18 protein-coding genes and 1 riboswitch are annotated in these 21,771 nt (G+C 27.1%); of the genes, 17 read left to right on the top strand and 1 reads right to left on the bottom strand.

Annotated elements, in window-relative coordinates:
• Positions 1-133 precede the first annotated feature (133 nt).
• Positions 134-236, top strand: a riboswitch (purine riboswitch).
• A 93-nt stretch (positions 237-329) separates the two neighbouring features.
• Positions 330-1,706, top strand: a complete 1,377-nt coding sequence (locus KGF36_RS03085) for an NCS2 family permease (RefSeq protein ID WP_227829415.1) — start codon at positions 330-332, stop codon at positions 1,704-1,706.
• 92 nt (positions 1,707-1,798) lie between these two features.
• On the opposite strand, the gene KGF36_RS03090 is transcribed toward KGF36_RS03085, so the two are convergent.
• Positions 1,799-2,944, bottom strand: a complete 1,146-nt coding sequence (locus tag KGF36_RS03090; RefSeq protein ID WP_227829414.1) for a DEAD/DEAH box helicase — start codon at positions 2,942-2,944, stop codon at positions 1,799-1,801.
• 277 nt (positions 2,945-3,221) lie between these two features.
• On the opposite strand from KGF36_RS03090, the gene KGF36_RS03095 reads away from it, so the two are divergent.
• From KGF36_RS03095 to KGF36_RS03170, 16 genes are all read left to right on the top strand, one after another.
• Positions 3,222-3,929 (top strand): ABC transporter ATP-binding protein, encoded by a 708-nt coding sequence (locus KGF36_RS03095; protein ID WP_227829413.1) that lies wholly within the window; start codon positions 3,222-3,224, stop codon positions 3,927-3,929.
• 48 nt (positions 3,930-3,977) lie between these two features.
• Positions 3,978-5,573 carry a putative ABC transporter permease subunit gene (locus KGF36_RS03100; protein WP_227829412.1) on the top strand — a complete coding sequence of 532 codons (1,596 nt, stop codon included), beginning with the start codon at positions 3,978-3,980 and terminating at the stop codon, positions 5,571-5,573.
• Positions 5,574-5,676: 103 nt separating this feature from the next.
• On the top strand, positions 5,677-6,756 hold the full coding sequence (locus KGF36_RS03105) for a lysylphosphatidylglycerol synthase transmembrane domain-containing protein (RefSeq protein ID WP_227829411.1): 1,080 nt from the start codon (positions 5,677-5,679) through the stop codon (positions 6,754-6,756).
• A 204-nt stretch (positions 6,757-6,960) separates the two neighbouring features.
• Complete coding sequence (locus KGF36_RS03110) at positions 6,961-7,122, top strand: DNA polymerase III (RefSeq protein WP_227829410.1); 162 nt, start codon at positions 6,961-6,963, stop codon at positions 7,120-7,122.
• A 343-nt stretch (positions 7,123-7,465) separates the two neighbouring features.
• Positions 7,466-8,734, top strand: coding sequence for a cation:proton antiporter (locus tag KGF36_RS03115; protein ID WP_227829409.1), 1,269 nt, complete (start codon positions 7,466-7,468; stop codon positions 8,732-8,734).
• A 193-nt stretch (positions 8,735-8,927) separates the two neighbouring features.
• A complete protein-coding gene (locus tag KGF36_RS03120) occupies positions 8,928-9,716 on the top strand; it encodes an FAD binding domain-containing protein (RefSeq protein ID WP_227829408.1) in 789 nt (262 codons plus the stop codon).
• The gene (locus KGF36_RS03125; RefSeq protein WP_227829407.1) at positions 9,716-10,165 is read left to right on the top strand and encodes a (2Fe-2S)-binding protein; all 450 of its coding nucleotides are present in this window, start codon (positions 9,716-9,718) and stop codon (positions 10,163-10,165) included. The genes KGF36_RS03120 and KGF36_RS03125 overlap by 1 nt, the downstream gene beginning before the upstream one ends.
• 3 nt (positions 10,166-10,168) lie before the next feature.
• A complete protein-coding gene (locus KGF36_RS03130; protein ID WP_227829406.1) occupies positions 10,169-12,433 on the top strand; it encodes a molybdopterin cofactor-binding domain-containing protein in 2,265 nt (754 codons plus the stop codon).
• 142 nt (positions 12,434-12,575) lie between these two features.
• Positions 12,576-12,884 (top strand): hypothetical protein, encoded by a 309-nt coding sequence (locus KGF36_RS03135; RefSeq protein ID WP_227829405.1) that lies wholly within the window; start codon positions 12,576-12,578, stop codon positions 12,882-12,884.
• A 282-nt stretch (positions 12,885-13,166) separates the two neighbouring features.
• On the top strand, positions 13,167-13,667 hold the full coding sequence (locus KGF36_RS03140; protein WP_227829404.1) for a QueT transporter family protein: 501 nt from the start codon (positions 13,167-13,169) through the stop codon (positions 13,665-13,667).
• 82 nt (positions 13,668-13,749) lie between these two features.
• Positions 13,750-14,718 carry a WYL domain-containing protein gene (locus tag KGF36_RS03145; RefSeq protein ID WP_227829439.1) on the top strand — a complete coding sequence of 323 codons (969 nt, stop codon included), beginning with the start codon at positions 13,750-13,752 and terminating at the stop codon, positions 14,716-14,718.
• A 49-nt stretch (positions 14,719-14,767) separates the two neighbouring features.
• Positions 14,768-15,490, top strand: coding sequence for a cell division protein (locus tag KGF36_RS03150; RefSeq protein ID WP_227829403.1), 723 nt, complete (start codon positions 14,768-14,770; stop codon positions 15,488-15,490).
• Positions 15,491-15,517: 27 nt separating this feature from the next.
• Positions 15,518-17,452: an AAA family ATPase gene (locus KGF36_RS03155; RefSeq protein ID WP_227829402.1), complete on the top strand. Its 1,935-nt coding sequence runs from the start codon at positions 15,518-15,520 to the stop codon at positions 17,450-17,452.
• Positions 17,445-18,713 (top strand): McrC family protein, encoded by a 1,269-nt coding sequence (locus KGF36_RS03160; protein ID WP_227829401.1) that lies wholly within the window; start codon positions 17,445-17,447, stop codon positions 18,711-18,713. Before KGF36_RS03155 ends, KGF36_RS03160 begins: the two co-directional genes overlap by 8 nt.
• A gap of 335 nt (positions 18,714-19,048) precedes the next feature.
• Entirely contained in the window at positions 19,049-20,089 is a 1,041-nt protein-coding gene (locus KGF36_RS03165; RefSeq protein WP_227829400.1) for a sigma-54 interaction domain-containing protein, read from the top strand.
• Between the two features lie 354 nt (positions 20,090-20,443).
• Entirely contained in the window at positions 20,444-21,766 is a 1,323-nt protein-coding gene (locus KGF36_RS03170) for a uracil-xanthine permease family protein (RefSeq protein WP_413926703.1), read from the top strand.
• Positions 21,767-21,771 lie beyond the last annotated feature (5 nt).

Genomic DNA, 21,771 nt, shown 5'->3' on the forward strand with positions numbered 1-21,771 from the left:
AGAATATAAGTATGACATAGATATAGCAAATTAACAGTTAATATAATCGAATATTAATACAAATTTATTCTAATATATACGCATATATTGACAAAATTAACTATATAAATTAAAATAATATTCGTAAAGAAAAATTCATGTTTTATATTGTATAACATATAATTTTGACAATACGGGTCATAAGTTTCTACCGGAATACCGTAAATATTCTGACTATGTATACTATTATTTAGTTAAATAAATATTTATTTAACTAAATTATGAAGGATACGACTCAGCTTATTAGTTACTGTGTCGTTTTTTTGTAAAATTTAATAGGAGGTGTTGTTATGCAAACAACAAACAGTAGTACCATGCAGAAACTTTTTCCAATTTTGACTAATAAAAATGTCGACATGAAGAAAGAAGTAATTGCTGGTGTAACTACTTTTTTAACTATGGCTTATATAATAGCTGTAAATCCAAACATTTTATCAGCAACAGGGATGCCAGCAGGTGCTCTTGTTACAGGGACATGTCTAGCAGCAGCATTTGGATGTATTTTAATGGGAATGGTTGCTAATCTTCCTTTTGCTTTAGCATCAGGTATGGGTCTTAATGCATTTTTTGCATACACAGTAGTCTTACAAATGGGTGTTCCTTGGGGAGTAGCTCTTACAGCAGTATTTGTAGAAGGTATCATTTTTATAATATTATCAGTAAGTGGAGTTCGTGAAGCTGTTGTAAATGCAATACCAAAGAATATGAAACTTGCTGTTACAGGTGGTATAGGTATATTTATTGCACTTATAGGTTTAGTTAATTGCGGAATCGTAATTGGAGATCAAGCTACTCTTATAAAGATGGGGAAATTTACTCCAGCAGTAATAATAGCTTGTATAGGATTAATAATTGTAGCAGTATTAGATAAAAAAAGAGTTAAAGGTTCTATACTTTTTGGAATAGTAGTAAGTTCATTACTTGCTTGGGGATTTGCATTTATGAATCCAGAATATGCACAAAAATTAGGTATATACTTACCTAGCGGAATATTCAAATTTGAAAGTTTAGCACCAATAGCAGGTAAAATAGATTTAGGATATGTATTACATCCAACAAACATAGGTGGTTTCTTTGTAATAGTTTGTACATTCTTATTTGTTGATTTCTTTGATACAGTAGGTACATTAGTAGGGGTTTGCTCTAAAGCAAATATGCTAGATGAAAAAGGAAATGTTCCTAATGTAGGTAGAGCATTACTTACAGATGCAGTTGCAACTACAGTAGGTGCAGGGCTTGGAGTATCTACAGTTACAACTTATGTTGAGAGTTCAACAGGGGTTATTGCAGGTGGTAGAACTGGATGGACAGCAGTAACAGTTGGAGTTTTATTCTTAGTTGCAATGTTTTTCTCTCCTGTATTTATAGCAATTCCATCATGTGCTACAGCACCAGCTTTAATTTATGTTGGATACTTAATGCTTGGTACAGTTAAGGATATTGAGTTTGACAATATAACTGAAGGTGTTCCAGCTTTCGTTACTATTGCTTGTATGGCATTAACTTATAGTATAGGTGATGGTTTAACTCTAGGTATATTAACTTATGTTTTTGTAAATGTATTTTACAACATATTTGGAGCTAAAAAGGCTGAAGATAAGAAACATGTTTCAGTAGTAATGATTGTTCTTGCTATATTATTTATAATAAAACTTTGGCTATTATAATAGACATTATTTAAAAAATTAATTTAATAGAATAAAGAGCTATAATTTCTAATCTATTTTGAGAAGAAGTTACAGCTCTTTATTTTTTTGTATTACTTAGATATGTCTACTAATTTTCCCTTTTCTAAGATTTTAGGCACAATGGTTATATTAAATTCTTTTTGTAATTCTTTTATAATATCTAACTCTTTTTTTGTTATTATTGAAATAGTATCTCCACTTCGATTTCCTCTAGCAGTTCGACCGCATCTATGCAGATATTCATTTTTACTATTTGGAAAATCTAAATTAAAAACATGGCTTATATCTACTATATCAAGCCCGCGAGCAGATAAATCTGTTGTAACTAAAATTTTTGCTTTACCAAGTTTAAATTTATTTATTGCATTTTTCCTATCCTCTTTTGGCATATTTCCAAAAATTCCAATTGCTTTATAATTATGATAGTTTAATTTTGATACTATAACATCTATATTTTTTTCATTGTTTACAAATACAATAGCTCTTTTTGGGTTTGTAGCAGCTAATGTCTTTCTAAGAAAAGTAAATTTATCTCTTATTTCTCCCAACATATATGTATGGTTTATATTAGGATTTATCTGTGATTTTTCTTTTGTTTTTATTATTTCCAATTCTTTCATAAATTTATCACAAATTTTTATAGTACTATCAGTAAGACTTGCAGAACAACCTATGATTTGTCTATCTCTTAATGTAGTTTTTATGATATCTTCTACACAAGTTATATTTTTACCATTCAATAAATTGTCTACTTCATCTAAAACGATAGTTTTTATGTTGTGTGATTTTAACTTCTTCTGTTTTATCAAGTCTAAAATTCTTCCACAAGTTCCTATTACTATATGAGGTTTTACAGACTTTATATTTTTTATTTGTTTTTGTATATTAACTTCTCCAATTAAGGCTAGTGAAGTCAAAGGAATTTCTGAGTTTTTTGCTAATAATTCAATTTGATTTGTAATTTGCATTACTAATTCATGTGTTGGTGCAAGTATAAGAGCCTGAGTTTCTCTTTTTGATGTATCAATTTTTTCAAATATAGGTAAAACATATGCAAGTGTTTTTCCTGTTCCAGTTTGTGAGTTGATTAATAAATCTTTATTTTGCATTATATTTTCTATAACAAGTGACTGAACTTCTGTTGGAGAAGTTATGTCTTGTTTTTTAAGTCCGTTTATTAGAGTAGAACTTATTTTTAATTGTTCAAATGTGTTCATCTTTTGCTCCTTCTATTAAAAACTTATATTATTGTAGCTAACTATTTCTTATTATACATTGTTTAGTCAAATCGAACTATACATTATTTTATAATTATATGCAATTTAGAAGTAAATATAGATGTTTTTTGTATATTTATATTGATTTCAGTATTTTTACAATTGCCTAATATATAAATTTGAAAATTTAGCAAATTGTAGTTGTAATTGTTTAATGCTTGTTATATATTATATATAACAAGTATTAAAACTATAATATATAATATGGAGGGAAATTATGTTAAAGATAAGCAATATATCTAAATCATATAAAAATAAAAAGGTAGTAAATAATATTTCATTTGAGGTAAATGATGGAGAGATTTTTGGCTTTATAGGTCATAATGGTGCAGGAAAAACTACTACTATTAAAGCAATTGTTGGGATACATGATTTTGAGGGAGGAGAAATACTTATAAACTCTAAATCTATAAAAAAACAATCTGTTGAGTGCAAAAAGGAAATGGCATATATTCCTGATAATCCAGATTTGTATGAAGCTTTAACTGGAATACAATACCTTAACTTTATAGCAGATATATTTGAGGTAGATAAAAAGGAAAGAGAGGAATTAATAAAATATTATTCAAATAAATTTGAAATTAATAAGGCATTAGGTGATTTAATATCTTCGTATTCACATGGTATGAAACAAAAACTAGCTATAATTTCAGCTTTAATCCATAATCCTAAAATTCTAATTCTTGATGAACCTTTTGTAGGTCTTGACCCAAAAGCTTCCTTTATATTAAAGGAAATCATGAAGGAGTTTTGTAAAAAAGGTGGTTGTATATTTTTCTCAACACATGTATTAGAAGTTGCTGAAAAAATCTGTGATAAGATTGCCATAATAAAAGATGGAAATATAATTGCTTATGGAACTACTGAAGAAGTGAAAGGAAACAATTCTCTTGAAAATATTTTTATGGAATTAATAGAAAAATAAAGTGATATTTTTACAGAATATAATATCTAAAGTGAGGTATGATAAATTATGAGTAATCTAAGTATATTAATAAAAACTAATATAATAAATGAGTTTAAATTGAATGCTTTAAAAAATATAGACAGCAAAGAAAAACAAAAAATAATAGGAATGATGTTTTCAATGGTTGTTGTAGCAGGGCTATTAATATTTTATGTAACAAGTTTAAGCCTTTTTCTAGTTGATATTTTAAAACAAATAAATCAAATGGAAATGCTACTTGTGTTTGGCTTTGGATTATCAACAGTAATGGTAATTGTTACATCATTATATAAAACTTCATCATATCTGTTTCAAGCGAAGGATTTAGAGTTATTAACTAGTTTGCCAATAAAAGAATCTACTATATTGGCTAGTAAAATATTAATGTTAGTTGGAACTAATTATTTGTTTTCTTCAGTGTGTATGATTATACCAGCAGTAGTTTATTTTTTAAATGTCGATGTAAATATAACATATTTTCCTTATTTAATATTATTATTTTTGGCTCTGCCATTACTACCAATAGTTGTTTCATCAATAATTTTCTTATTCATAGGACAGCTATCATCAAGACTAAAATATAAAAATTTAGTGTTAATCATAGGTAGTGTAATATTAATTTTGGCTTATACTGTACTCATGTCAAAATTAAACTCTATATCAGTTGAGTTATTAAAAAATAGTGTATCTATTTCAGAAACAATTAATAAAATATATCCACCTATATACTATTTTGTTGATGCTCTTAAAACTGGAAGTATAGTTTCATTTTTAATATTTATAGCAATATCATTAATACCATTTTTTGTCTTTGTAACTCTGTTTGCAAAAGGATTTACAAATATAAATGCTAGAATGGGTGAAAGTTATAAGACTAAAAACTATAAATTTAAAAGTCAAAAAATTTCAAAACCTTCAAAGGCTCTATTGAAAAAAGAATTTAGAAGATATACTTCTTCATTTATTTACTTTTTGAATTCTTCTATTGGTCTGTTATTTTTAATAGTGGCTACAATTGGTGTGTTGGCATTTGGAGCTGATAAAATAGGTGAGTTACTAAAAATGAATATAGATTTTAGTATTATAAAAATACAGTTATTAGGTGCGTTTCTATTTATAATAGTAATTAACTGCACAACATATTGTTCAATTTCTTTTGAAGGAAAGAATCTATGGATACTAAAGTCTTCTCCAATAGATGAAAGGGAGATATTTTGGTCAAAAATATTGATGAATTTTTTATTAAATGCACCACTATCTGTTTTATGTCTAATATTAGTGTCTATAAAACTGAACTTTGAAATTCAGTTTGTGATGGTAGCAAGTTGCTTGATTGTAACTATGTCACTGTTTGTGGCTTTAATGGGATTGTTATCAAATTTGATTTATCCAAACCTTGATTGGAAAAATGAAGTAGCAGTAGTAAAAAGAAGTGCAAGTATGATAGTTACAATATTAGCATCATTAATTTATATAGTTGTACTTGGAGGCACATATATGTTATTGAAAGTTTCATTTCTAAATATGTATTTGATTTTAGCAAGTGTGCTTACTCTTATATTAGACTTTATGCTATGGAGAATTATTTCAATTAAAGGAGTAAAAATATTTAAAAATTTATAGATATATTTGTGTTAAAAAAAGACTTATTTTTTAAGGTATTGCAAAGAATATGCTAAGTAGTATACTATTGTATAGTGATATGAAAAAATTTAGGAGAAAATAAATGAGAAAATTATCCAAAAAAGAAAAAGATTTTATTCAATATGGATTTTTGCTATTTTTGATATGTATTACTACTTATTTAGTATCAACCACTTTAGATGTAAAACTAATACCTAAAATTATAAGTCTAGTAAATAAAACCTATATATTTCTTGGCATACTAATAATGTTAATATATATGATAATTGAATCTATTGTGACACATTTGATAATAAATGCAGTTCAAAAAACAAAAGTAAAATTTATAGGTATTAAAATGGCCACAATGGGATTTTATTATAATTTAGTTACTCCCTTTGCATCTGGGAGTCAGCCAATGCAAATATATGCACTTACAAAGTATGATGTTAGTCTCAGTAAATCAGTAGCCATAGTTACTAATAAGACTGTTGTATTTCAAAGTACAGTTACTATATTTTGTGGAATTTTAATTTTATTGAATAAGTCATTATTAATGGAACAAGTACATTCAGTTAGAGTTTTAATCGCCGCTGGGATGACCATGAATGTAAGCATGTTATTAGGTGGGCTCTTAATAGTATTTAGTCCTAAGCAAGTAAAAATGGTAGCAGAGATTTTGATTAATTTTTTATCTAAATTTAAAGCATTTAAGTTTTTAGATTTAAAAAGAGATAGAATAAATCATTATATTGATGACTACAATTATTCTATAAAGATATTTATTAAAAATGTAAGAATTTTAGTTTTGAGCATATTGCTTACTGCACTACAACTCATAGCATACTTTAGTATAGTTTATTGTGTGTATAAAGCTTCAAATTTAAAAGGAGTATCATATATACATATAATGACATTGCAAGTATTTTTATACATGGCAATATCACCAGTTCCAACACCAGGAAATGTTGGAGCAAATGAAGTTACATTTTTTACCATGTTCTCAAACATAATTCCAAAAGAATTATTGGGATATTCAGTGCTTTTGTATAGTGGATTTGTATATTATATGTTATTAATAATTTCAGGATTGTTTACATTTAGAACACATTATACATTGAATAACTGGAAACGTGACAATAAAAGTAATTCTAGTTTAGAAGAAGTTATTGAAAAAGTTTAATTATTAGAAAATAAAAAGAAATATAAATTACTTAGTCTGTCAAATTTAATCGACAAAATTATTATTAGGGAAATTCTAAATATAAATACACTGCTAAAATAAGTTGTATTATATTGAGATATTTCCCTTTTTTGATTAAAATTATAGAAATTTGAAATAATAAGTAGTAAATACAAATTCTATATTATTTAGAAAGGAGAAAAAATGAAACAAAATAAAAAAAATGAAAAGCAAATAAGTAATTTTAATATTAAAAAAAATAGTGATAATAAAGTCGAAATTGCTGAAGAACTATATCCAAATAAAAATATAGGTAGTATGCTTGGAGATAGAATAGATAAGAAAAAAATCAATCGTCCAAGTTAATGGAATAGTTGAAAATGGTGTGTTTTAAAAAAATAATATAATGAAATGTTTTATTGTTAAATTTAAACTTATTTTAATAGAAAAAAAAGTCGAAAATTATCTAAAATACACCTGTATTAGGATAACGTTATTTTATAGATGCATAAAACTTGACAAAATCAACCTTTTCTTGGTAGAAAAAAAAAGATAAAATTATATAAGCGTTATTTAATTGTCAAAAATGAAGGTAAAGTTGCAAGTGATAAAAAAAATGATTGATAGCATTTATTTGTGTGCTATAATTGTATAGTAAAATGAATAAATAAGTATGTTGTATACATGCATATTAGGAGGAGAGACTGACATGGAATCATCTATACATACAATTGCTAGCAATAATTTATTGATAATTTTTGCTATTGTGAGTATAACTGGAATAATTTGCAGCAAACTTAGCGAAATAGTAAAAGTTCCAGATGTTGTATTATTTTTACTTGTAGGTATTTTAATAGGGCCATCATTTTTGAAATTTATAGATATTCGTGGATTCCAAATAGAAAATCAACTGATACTTACATTTGGTTCTGCATTTATATTATATTTAGGTGGGAAAGAGATAAGTTTAAAGGTTTTGAGAAATGTAAAGATATCTGTATTTTTACTGGCCACTGTAGGAGTTGTGATATCTGCTTTTATAATGCAACAAGTAATAGGATTTACTTTTGGAGTAAGTGCAATGACTGCTTTATTAGCAGGAACTATAATAGCATCAACAGACCCAGCTACTCTTGTACCTATATTTAATCAGGTAAAGATAAAGGATAGAGTAAAACAAACTGTAATAAGTGAGTCAGCTTTTAATGATGCAACAGGAGCTATATTAACATCAGCAGTGTTAGCTGTAATTTTATCAAATAAGTTTTCCTTAAGTGAAAATATTTATGAATTAGGTACAATGGTTGTTGTCGGAATTGTCGTTGGTTTAATTACAGGAATACTGCTTTTGAAATTGGTTAATGATAAACCATATGGTATATTTAAAGATTTTGCACCAATAATATCTGTTATTTCAGTTGTGGTTGCATATGAATTATCTACAAAATTAGGCGGAAGTGGATATATGTCTTGCTTTATTGTAGGTATAATAACTGGTAACAAGAAAAACTTTAAAATATGGCTAAGCCAAAAATCTTATGATGCAGATTTTTATGTTGCTGAGACTTTAGGAACTATTTGTCGTATGGCGATATTCATAATATTAGGTAGTCAAGTTAATTTGGCTCAGTTAGGTAAATATTTTGTACCATCTGTAATTGCAGTGTTAGTATTAATGTTTATAGCAAGACCAATTTGTGTTTTAGTATGTGCACTTGCAGATAGAGAAGCAAAATGGAGTAAAAATGAAATATTGTTTATGATGTGGGTAAGAGAAACGGGTGTAATACCAGCTGCACTTTGTGGTATTATTTCAGCAATGAAAGTTCCTGGATATGAAGTAATTTCATCAGTAGTATTTATGTCTATATTAATTACATTAGTAATACAAGGAAGCACTACGAAATTGGTAGCTAAAAAACTTGGATTATTAGAAGAAGAAGTGATAAATATAAGCGAAAAGGTATCAACTTTTTAGTTTTTTACTTTAAAGGATACATAATAATGGCTATTTTAAGGTTATCTAGTGATAATTATTGAAATAGCCATTTTTTATATAAAAATAAATTTACATAATTTACATATTGCATATATTTATTATCAAAATTTGTTGAAGCTGTGATATAATTAGTTGTATTTAAAATAAGAATAGCGAATAAGGGAGGAAATTTATGTTTACGGTTATAGATATTGTACAACCAAATACAGTAGAAGAAGCGTACTCAATTTTAAATAAAAGAAAAACTAATCAAGTAATTGGTGGAAGTGCTTTTTTAAGAATGGGGAAAAAAAGAATAGGGACAGGAGTAGAGTTATCTAACTTAAACCTAGATTATATAAAAGAAGATAAAGAGTATGTTGAAATCGGTTCTATGACGACTTTTAGAACATTGGAAACAAACTCAATAATAAAAGATAATTTTGGCAAAATACTAGAAGATTCAGTTAAAGATATAATAGGAATTCAGTTTAGAAATGTAGTAACAGTTGGTGCAACAGTATTTTCTAAATATGGGTTTTCTGATGTGATAGTGGCATTGCTTTCATTAGATACAGAAGTAGAGTTATATAAAGGTGGAAGAATTAGCCTTGAAGAATTTTTAGATAGAGATTATGAGAAAGACTTATTGATTAAGGTGTATATAAAGAAGGAAAATAAAAATGCTTCTTATAAGTCATTGAGAAATGCAAAAAGTGATTATCCTATTTTAAATGTGTCTGTTTCAAAATATGGTAAGAATTTTAAGCTATGTGTAGGAGCAAGACCTCAAAAAGCTACAGTTGCAAAAAAAGCTAGTGAGTTTTTATCTAATAATGAAATTAATGAATCTAATATAGATAGGGCAATAGAAATGGCTTCAGAGGAATTAACATTTGGTTCTAATATGAGAGCATCTAAAGACTATAGAAAAGCCATGAGTAAAGTACTTTTAAAAAGAGCTATAATGGAGGTTATTTAATGTTAGTGAAGCTTAATATAAATGGAAAAATGAAAAATGTTGATATAGAACCAGAGGAATATTTGGTTGATACTTTAAGAAAAGTGGGCAATTTAAGTGTAAAAAGGGGCTGTGATACAGGGTGTTGTGGTCTCTGTACAGTTTTAATAGATAAGAAACCTACATTATCTTGTGCGACATTAACTTTGAGAGTTTTAAATAAAGAGATAATTACAATTGAAGGTTTAGAAAATGAAGTTAAAGAATTTAGTGAAGTTTTGGTAAAAGAAGGAGCTGAACAATGTGGTTTCTGCTCTCCTGGTTTTATACTTACTGTACTTGCAATGAAAGATGAACTTAAGAACCCTACAGATGAAGAAATAAAACATTATTTAACAGGAAATTTATGTAGATGTACAGGATATATGGGACAGTTAAGAGCTATCAAAACTTATCTGGAGGTAAAGTAGAATATGAATATAGTTGGAAAAGGAATTGAAAAAATAGATGGAATGAGTATAACAACAGGAAAACCTGTATATACTGATGATTTAGCAGCAAAAGATGCTTTAATAGTAAAGATACTTAGAAGCCCTTATGCTTATGCAAAGATAAAAGATATAGATACATCAAAGGCAGAAATGGTTGATGGTGTTGAATGTATTTTAACATATAAAGATGTACCTAAATCTAGATTTACACTTGCTGGTCAAACATATCCAGAACCATCACCTTATGATAGGCTAATTCTTGAAGATGTTGTGAGATATGTTGGCGATGAGGTAGCTATAGTTGCAGCTATAGATGAGAAAAGTGCAGTTAAAGCAATGAATCTTATAAAGGTAAATTATGAAGTACTAACACCTGTTTTGAATTTTGAAGAGGCAATCGGAAATAAAACTATAGTACATGATGAAGATAGACATTGTAATTTTGAAATAGGCATGCAGAGAGAAAAGAATATAGTGTCACATCATGACTATACAAAAGGTGATATAGAAAAAGTATTAAGTAATTGTGACATAGTGATTGAAGAAACATATTATACTCAAGCTCAAGCCCATGCAATGATGGAGACGTATAGAGCATATAACTATTTAGACCATGCTGGAAGACTAGTTGTAGTAAGTTCAACTCAAATACCATTTCATGTTAAAAGGCATCTATCCCGTGCATTAGAACTACCAGCTAGTAAAATTAGAGTTATAAAACCTAGAATTGGTGGTGGTTTTGGTGGTAAACAAACTGCTTGTGTTGAGATTTTTTCAGCTATTGTAACTTTAAAAACAGGTAAACCAGCTAAAATAATATATGATAGAAAAGAAACTTTTAATTGTTCGACTAGTAGACATGCAATGAAACTAAAAGTTCGACTAGGTGCCACTAATGATGGAACAATAAAAGCTATAGATATAAATGCACTTTCAGATACAGGAGCATATGGAGAACATGCTTCTACAACTATTGGTCTAGTTGGGGAGAAGACTTTACCAATGTATAATAAGGTTGAAGCAACAAGGTTTGTTGCAGATGTAGTATATACTAATAAAATGCCAGCCGGTGCACTTAGAGGGTATGGAGCTTCTCAAGGTTGTTTTGCTGTTGAATCAACTATAAATATGTTAGCTGATAAATTAAAAATGGACCCAACAGATTTAAGATTAAAAAATGTAGTAACACAAGGTGAAACTACCTTTGCATATGGAAAAACTTTAAATAGTGTAGACTTAGTAAAATGTATAAATAAAGGTAAAGAACTTATCGGATGGGATGAAAAATATCCTTGTAAGCATCTTGAAAATGGAAAAGTTAGAAGTGTGGGTATGGCAATTACTATGCAGGGTTCTGGTATACAAGGTCTTGACAAATCCTCAGCTGAAATAAAACTAAATGACTGCGGAGACTATACACTTATGATAGGTTCTACTGATATGGGCACAGGAAGTGACACAATTTTAGCACAAATGGCTGCTGAAATTCTTGAGACAAGTATTGAAAATATAACAGTTATATCAGCAGATACAGACTTGGTTCCATATGACCCAGGTTCATATGCTTCAAGTACTACCTATGTAACTGGAATGGCAGTAGTTAAAGCAGCTCAAGACTTGAGAGATAAAATAATATCTGCTGGAGCAAATAAACTAGGTGTAGATAAAGAAGAAGTAGAATTTGATGGTATAAAATTAACTAGTAGAGAATGCAGTACTTCATTATTTGATATAGCAGTTGACTCTACAATTGGACCAAATACTAATCAATTAATAGGGCTTGCATCTCATGGTAGTCCAGTATCACCACCACCTTTTATAGCTGGTTTTGCAGAAACTGAAATTGACAAAGAAACTGGAAAAGTTGATTTATTAAATTATGTAGCCATAGTGGACTGTGGAACAGTTATAAATAAAAACTTAGCAAAGATACAGGTTGAAGGTGGAATTGTTCAAGGTATTGGAATGGCAATGTTTGAAGAAGTTAGATATACAGAAAAGGGTAACATGGATACAAACACATTTATGCAATATAAGATTCCAGCTAGATGTGATATTGGAGATGTGGAAGTTGATTTTGTTGAAAATTATGAGCCAACAGGACCTTTTGGAGCTAAATCTGTTGGAGAAGTTGTTATAAATACACCTTTACCAGCAATACAAGAAGCTGTTTTTAATGGTGTTGGGGTTAGAGTAAATACACTTCCTATTACACCTGAAAAAGTTTTTATGGCAATGAATAAGTAAGTATTTTATACAGATTTTAGACTAGTTTTACATGTTAAACAACCAGTTATGTTATACCTGTTGAAAGATATTTAATAAGTAGTTATTATAATATTATGAAATCTTACTTGTAAAATATAAAATTAACTAAGGGGATGATGTTTTGGCTGGAAATCTAAATAATATGAGAGCAGTAAATAATTTTAGAGGAGATAATAACATTTTAGAATGTTTAGTCAGCTTTGAGGGTCGTTCAATAAGTCAGAGGAAAGCAAGGGTATTTTTTAAGGAAATGAAGAATCAAATAGAAATTGACTTCGCAGAAGAAGAAATTTCTAAACTTGTTGAAAATGTTGTTTTAAATACATCATATCAAGAAATGCTATATGATGAAATAGAGAAACAACTAGAAATTGATTGTGTAGGAACTTGGATGATATTATCTAAATTAAAAGATACTAGAGTTCATTGATTTTAAAATAAATTATTAGAGCCTAATTTTAAGGCTCTTTTTTAATGTTTTTAATTAAGATATAAACTTATTTTAATCTAAATATATGATAATTATAACATATATTTAAAATCTAACTATTTAATTTTATATGTATTCTATTGTATAATATAAATTAGATTAATAAAATAGTTCGTCAAAGTAATTTATTTATTTGAAATTATTGTTTAAGTTTATAAATTTTGTATAAAATAAAATTATGTTATTAATTTTTAGCAATAAAATTTTTACTAGGAGAGGTATATGAGAAGAAATAGTATCAATATAGCAGTAACAGCAGCTGTTACATCAATTTATGCAGTTTTAACTTTATCATTGGGATTTATAAGTTATGGACCAATACAATTTAGGATAGCAGAGATTATGATGCTTCTAGCATTTTTAGATAAGGGATATATAGTAGGTCTTACATTGGGTTGTTTTTTAGCAAATGTAATAGGTCCATATGGTGTACCTGATATAATTTTTGGAACATTTGCCACATTTGTAAGTGCAAGTTTAGTCTATATTACTAGTAAGTTAGGAGGTCAAAATAAGAGCACATTAATTATAGCTTCTATATGGCCTACTATCATAAATGCAATTGTAGTTGGACTAATGCTAAATATATTTTTTGGACTTCCTCTAATATTATCGATGATACAAGTAGGTTTTGGAGAATTTGTAGTAGTAACATTGGTAGGAGTACCATTCTTTTGTTTTTTAATGAAAAAATATAGAAATATCATTGACATTAAGTTTTAGAGTGAAGAGTGTTATTTTGTAGATTAAAAATTAGTGTAGATTAAGAATAGTATTATTATAAGGGGGATTTTATTTGTCAAAGATGAAGAGATTAACTGATGTTTGGGCATATATTAATGATAGACAAAAGTTTACAATCAAAGAGTTGTCAGAGAAGTTTAATCTTTCAACTAAAACTATTCAACGATATTTAATAGAATTAAATAAAATGGGACTTCCAATTCAAGCAGAAAAAGGTAGAAATGGAGGTTATAGAGTATTAAACAATAGCTATATACCTCCTGTTATATTTACAGAAAAAGAAGTTATGTCTATAGTTTTTGCATTTAAGTCACTACAAGTTTACAATTTTTCACACATAAAAAAAGAAATTGATTCTATAATTAAAAAAATAAATTATAATCGTGAAAGTAGTGCAAAAATAGGTATAAATAACATTGAAAAATATATTGAGTTTATAGCTAATTATAGAAATATTGATATTAATACTGTAACTAAATTTTTCAAGGCTTCATCAAACTCTTGTGTTTTGAATATTCAATATAAATCTGGAAATCAATTGCTAGAGAAAAAAATATGCCCAATAGGTATATTTTTAAATGAAGGGTTTTGGTTTTCACCAGTGTATGACTATGAAAGTGATAGTATCACAATAATTCGTATAGATAAAGTACTAGAAATTAAAAAAGTAGGAGAATGCAAAAAGGCATGTATGAGTTTGAAAAAATGGCTAGATACAGTATATAGTAAGTTAAATGAAGAGATGGCAATTACTAATAAAACTAGTGAAATTGTTCACTTACATATATCACTCACAAAAGAAGGTATTTCTAAAATAACTAGAAGTTTTTTAGATTTGGATATAGAATTAAATGAAAATGGAAGTGGAACAATTAGTAAACTTATAAAGTATGAAGAAATAGATTGGTGGATATCTACATTATTTTCAATAGGAAAAGATGCTAAAGTTGTAGAACCAAAATTTATGAATAAATTACTTTATGATAAGGCTAAAGAGTTAAAATATTTTTATGAAGAAAATATGATATAATATTTAAAAATGTTAAAATTAAATAATTATTAAGGAGATACATATTATAATGGAAAATGTTAATAAGAATGCTAAGATAATTGGTGTTGGAGTTGAAGGTATTAGTATAATAGATGAAATAGAAGAAAAAGTAAAAATAAATATGGATATAGAAAGAATTACTATGAATCAAGAGGTTGAAAAAGAATATGTTAGAAGTCTTTTAGATGGAGTTGATATATTATTTTTAGCATATTCAACTGAAGATAAACAAAGTCGAGAAGTTATAAAAGCTATTTCATATATGTCTAATGAAAGACGAATTTTATCTATAGGTATAAATTCTTCAGAAGAAGAAAATAAAGATGACTTAGGAATTAATAGAGAATTTAAAGTCAATGAAAATAGTATTTTGAAATTTGTTGACTTGATGAATGTTATGATAGAGTCTATTTCAGATTCTTGTATGATAAATATAGATATAACTGATTTAAAAGAAGCTATTATAAGTGATAAAGGGATTAAGTATTCTCTTGAAGAATTTGAAGATTCAAAACAGCACAGTGAAATAGTAGATATTTTATTTGAAAAGATGGAACATTTTGGTGAAGAATTTATTGGGAAAAAAGGTATAGTTTTTGTTGAAGGAAATAATAAATTTTCACTAGTTGAATTAAATGATTTGATGAACAATATTCAAAATAAGGCAGAAGAAGGCTATGAAATGATATTTTCGCTATACTTAAAAGAAAATTTAGATGGAAAGATTAAAGTGGGAATGTTATATAATTAATGTATTTTAGATATTAAGGAGAAGTATATGTCTGAAAATATAAATGTTACAGAGTATTGGTTAATGGAAGAATTTTTTTATCAAGAGACAGACACACCACAAGTTTTTAAAGAAGAAAGCATAATTGCATTAGGATTTGATATAAAAATAAATTTAAAAAAAGTACTTAATATGGGAAAAAAATCCGAAAAATACATTAATGAGAACTGTAATGACAAAGATTTTATAAAAAAATTTATGTCAGTTAAAAAAGGAGATTATTTTCTATATAGGGCATATCAAAATGTAGAAGGAAAAATTAAGTATAGTGTCCTTATTGGCATTGTTGAAGAAAGTTTTGAAAATGGTTATGAATTAAGTCATATTTTGGGTCATACATTACCTATAAAATGGATGTACACATTTGATACAGTTTTAAATTGTAAAATATATACTAGTGAGTTTTATAAATTAAATAATGAAGATATAAATACATATTTAGACATTATTAAATTACAAGATAATAAATCATTAAAAAAAAGAATAGAAGAAAGTGACAATAATAAATGGTACCTAAAAAACTATTATTATATAGATGTAGATAAGTGCGTAGAGAATGAAGAACTGTTTATTCAACCTACTAGTTTAGAACAATTAGAAAACTTGAAAAATATAAATACAGATGATTATATTCTAGTATATAATAGCGAAAAAGTAATTTACGAAAATGACCATACAATGAAAAGCTTATTTGGTGTTTGTCAAGTTAAAGAAGGTTTTGATAAAGATAAAATAACTACTTCAGAAGGTGGATGTTTTTTACCTGTAGAATGGATAGAAAATGAAAAAGAGAATATTGATGGAAATGCATGGGTTATCTTTGAAAATAATAATTTAGTTGAAAAGTATATAAAAAGATATACTAATAAAATTCCGTTAAATACCATACTCTATGGTCCACCAGGGACTGGTAAAACATATAACGCAAAACAAATAGCTTATAATTTAATAAATGAAACTAGTTTAAAAAATAATGATTGTACAAGTTATGTAGATTATAAAAATAATGCAGAATTTTGTACTTTTCATCAATCATATGGATATGAAGAATTTATAGAAGGTCTCAAGTCTGATGGTGAAGGTAATTTTAAGCCAGAAGATGGTATATTGAAGGACATATTTATAGAAGCATGTTATGATGGGTTGAAACTTGAAAAGAAGTTAAATTTTGAGCTAGAAAAAGATACTTTAACTATAGAAGATATAAAGGCAAGAAAAAAGATGTTGGTGCTTGATAATATAGAAGATGTTGAGAACTTTAATTTTGAAGAATCAGAAAGATATGTTTTAATAATAGATGAAATCAATAGAGGGAATATCTCTAAAATATTTGGCGAATTAATAACATTATTAGAAGATGATAAAAGACTTACTAAATCAAATCAAACTATTGTCAAACTACCATATTCAAAAGAAAAATTTTCTCTACCTCCAAATTTATATATAATTGGTACTATGAATACATCAGATAAATCCATAGCTCTTTTAGATATAGCTTTGAGAAGAAGATTTGATTTTGAAGAAATTATGCCAGACTATGAGTTACTGTCTGTTGTAGATGGAATAGATGTTAAAAATATGCTGTATACAATCAATAAGAGAATAGAGTTTTTATATGATAGAGACCATGTTATTGGACAGGCTTACTTACTAAATGTAGAAAATATTGATGATATAGTAGTCGTATTTAGAAAAAAAATAATACCACTTCTTCAAGAATATTTCTATTATGACTCAGAAAAAGTAGGACTTATTTTAGGTGGTATAGGTAAAAATGAAAAGGATAAATATATTGTTTATAAGGAAGAAATCACAGCATCTAAATTATTTAAAAATAATAATTCATCAATAATGGAAAGTAAAGTTAATTATTATATAAAACGAAATATATCTATTGAGGAGTTAAAAAATATATATGAGTAAAAATATATATGTAAAGGAAACTTATGAATGGATAAAAGTAGGTAATGGTGAAAATGAGCTCACAGAAACTGAATATGAAAAATTACTTAAATATTTGGATACTAATAATGATGTATTAAAGAGTAATATAATAGATATCAGATATAAAAAACTGAGATTCATAAATTATGTAGGAGTTATATGTTTTGAAAATGTAATATTGGAGATACTTCCAAAGCTGTCATTAAGTAATAATACTGTAAAAGATAGAGAAATGCTATTACAAATGCTTTCTACATGTAATAAGATTCCAATTATAATAAACGAAAATATAAAATCAAGTTTAAAAAATTATAATCTCATGAATTTTTTTGTTCTGTATTTTATTGAAAGTATGCAAATGCAAATTAAGAGAGGGATTTATTTTGAATATATAAATAAGATAGATAATTCAAATGTTGTAAAAGGTAAGATATTAATAAGTAAATATGCAAGAGAAAAAAATATATCTCCAATGAAAATAAAATGTGAATATGATGAGTATAGCGAAAATAATTTTTTGAATCAAGTTTTAAAAAAGGCATGTATATCTATTTTATGTAGAATAGATGATAATTTAATTCAAAATAAGATAAAAAAAATTTTGAGTTATTTTTATAATGTAGATTTAGCTTATATAAATAGAGAAGAACTATTAGATTACAAATTTTATAAAAATAATGATAGATTTAAAGATTGTTACTCATTGGCCAAACTTATACTTTTAAATTTATCGATGGATAACAGCGAAAATAATCAAGATGCATTTTCTATATTATTTGAAATAAACATTTTATATGAAGAATATATAGGAAACTTAATAAAAAGTATATGGAATAATGAATTTAGAGAAACTTATATACAAGATAAAAGTAAGTTCCTTTTAAAAAATGAACAAACAGGAAAGAAAACTTTTAATTTAAGGCCCGATATAGTTTTATATGATTCAAAATATGAATCCGAAATCATAATTGATACAAAATGGAAAGCTATTGAAGTGGATTCAAATATTTTCTATAGGTCAAGTGATATATATCAGATGTATGCATATATAACATCTTATGAAAATGCAAAAAGATGTATATTATTATATCCTTGTATCAAAAAAGATAAAAATTACAGCTCATGGAGATTGTTGGAGTCATTTAAAGGTAAATTTATAGAAGCAAAAACTGTAAGATTGGATGATATAAAAAATACCATATCTGATTTAAAAAAAATAATTTTTAATTATAAATTTTAAAAATAAGAATTATAAAAATAATAAAAATACATTGTATAAAGTAATAAATAATTTTAAGCATGCAAGAACTATATAAAAGTAATAAATGAAAAGTTTTGGAAATTATTTTCTATATTAAATATGGCACTGTAATTGCTTATTTAATATAGAATGCTTGCAAAATAAAGAAAGTATACCTGTTAAATTAAAATTTAAGTAGGTATACTTTTTATTAAGCTTCATTTGAAAATTAAAATATTATTGTAAAATTATAACTAAGCTTTTCTGTTATGATATAATTAAATAGATAATTTGAATGATGATTATATATAATATTTATTTGGAGTTGATATTTTATGGATAAACACAGTGATTCAGTAATGTATGGTGGAATGGAAGTATACAATATTTGGGGAACAACAACAGTAGACTCTATAATTGGAGAATCTGATGTAATGCTTGCTCTTAAGAATAGAATTTGTAAAATTGGAAATAGTGATTCTACTGTAGCGATAACTGGAGAAAGTGGCACTGGAAAAGAGTTAATAGCAAGAGCCATTCATCTCGCAGGAAACAGAGGGAATAAAACATTCGTTGCTATAAACTGTGCTGCTATACCAGAACCCTTGCTAGAAAGTGAACTTTTTGGGTATACAAAAGGAGCTTTTAGTGGGGCAGATTCAAAAGGTAAAATTGGTAAATTTGAATTAGCTAATGGAGGAGTTGTATTTCTAGATGAGATAGGGGATATGCCAATTCAATTACAATCAAAGCTTTTGAGAGTGTTACAGGAAAAGAAGTTTACAAGAATAGGTTCAAATGAATTAATGGATATAGATGTTAGAATTATATCAGCTACTAATAGAGATTTATTTGAGTTGGTTAAAGAAAATAAATTTAGAGAAGACTTATATTATAGATTAAATGTAATACCTCTAGAAGTGCCTCCTCTTAGAGAAAGGGGAGATGATATACAAATATTAATAAATAATTTTATAGATAAATATTCAAGGAAAATGAAGAAAAATGTATACCATATAGAGCCAGATGTAGAACATATGCTACTTAAATATCCGTGGCCAGGAAATATAAGAGAATTAGAAAACACTATAGAATTAGCTTTAAATCTTCTTGAGGAAGATGGGATAATACATAAGGGTATAATAAATAGAAAGATACTTGAATATTTTAAGTTAAACAAAATAAATATAAAGTTGCTTGAGGAAAGTGACTATGAGATAAATATGGAACAAGATATACTTACCCTTGAAGAATTTGAGAGAGCATATATAAAAAAGGTATTAAAGTTTTATGGAAATGATACTAAATCTAAAAAGTTAGCTGCTAAAAAACTTGGAATATCGCTAGCAACATTGTATAGAAAGATAGATGTATAGTAATTATGCTTTTAATTCTCAATTCTAAAATTTGAAATTATAAAATTGATAAAAATCACTTGAAAAACTATTTTCCAAGTGATTTTTTTGTAATAAGATTTTATTATCCAAAAATAAAAAAAATTTAAAAGAATTTAAAAAAAGAAATGGTTTATCAAATTATCAAATACTAACAAATATAATAAAAATTATATATGTAAAACAATTTTGTTAAAATATTGGCATTATAATTGCTTCATATTAAATTAAGATGGCAAAATAAAAAAAGAAAGGATGTTGTGTGAGATAATAATAACTGTCATTAAAAAATAGTTGGGAGTGATAACCTTGAGTAAATATCAAAAAAGTGTTTCTATGTTTGATATTGATGGAAGGCCACAAATTTTAAAGTGTTTACCACTATCAATGCAACATATACTAGCGATGATAGTTGGAACTGTTACAGTACCTATAGTTGTTGGAGGAGCTGTGGGTGCTAGTGCTACACAAATAACACTTTTAGTGCAATATGCATTAATAATAGCTGGAATATCAACACTTATACAACTATATCCAATAGGAAATATTGGTTCAAGATTGCCTATAATTTTTGGAGTCGGCTTTACTTATGTGCCAACACTCGTAGCAGTCGGAGGAAGTTACGGACTAGCGAGCATCTTGGGTGCACAATTAATAGGGGGAGTAGCTACAGTATTAATAGGAATATTTATAAAAAAGATAAGAAAATTTTTTCCTAATATAGTTGCAGGAACAGTAGTTTTTACAATTGGATTATCTTTATATCCTATAGCAATAAATTATATGGCAGGTGGTGTAAATAGTCCTACTTATGGCTCTATGCAAAATTGGGCAGTAGCAGCTATAACACTAGTGGTAGTTATAGGTCTTAGCCAATTTGCAAAAGGGTATGCAAAATTGGCAGCAATATTTTTGGGAATTATAGTTGGATATTGTGTATCTTTAGTTTTGGGCATAATAAATTTTGACCCTATTAGAGAGGCAGCTTGGTTTGCTATACCTAAGCCACTTGAATTCGGATTGGAATTTGATATACCAGTAGTAATCTCTGTAGTAATTGTAAGTATAATCAATGCTGTTCAAGCAATTGGAGATTTGTCAGCTACTACAATGGGAGGTATGGATAGAAATATAACAGATAAAGAATTGTCAAGTGGAGTAATAGGAAGTGGAATTTGCACTATGATAGGCGCTTTGTTTGGAGGTTTACCACCATCATCATATAGTCAAAATGTAGGTATGGTAGCTATGAACAAAGTAATAAGTAGATTTGTGCTTGGAATAGCTGGTATATTTATGTTATTATCGGGGTTTGTACCTAAGTTTGGTGCATTGATGACAACTATACCATACTCTGTTTTAGGAGGAGCTACAATATCTATATTCAGTATGATAACAATGACAGGTATAAAGTTAATTATTACAGAAGAATTGTCATCAAGGAATATTACTATTGTAGGTTTAGCAATAGCTTTAGGTATGGGAATAACATCAGTTCCAGCAGCACAGGAAGCATTTCCTCCATTTATAAAATTAGTATTTGGAGAATCTCCAATAGTAATTGCGACATTGGTTGCATTTGTTTTAAATCTAATAATACCAAATAAAAGTCTAGAAGATGAAGCTAAAGAAAGAGCTGTTATGGAAAAGGCTAATTAAAAAAT

Origin of the sequence: Clostridioides sp. ZZV14-6009, assembly GCF_020658095.1 — a bacterium.
GTDB lineage: Bacteria > Bacillota > Clostridia > Peptostreptococcales > Peptostreptococcaceae > Clostridioides.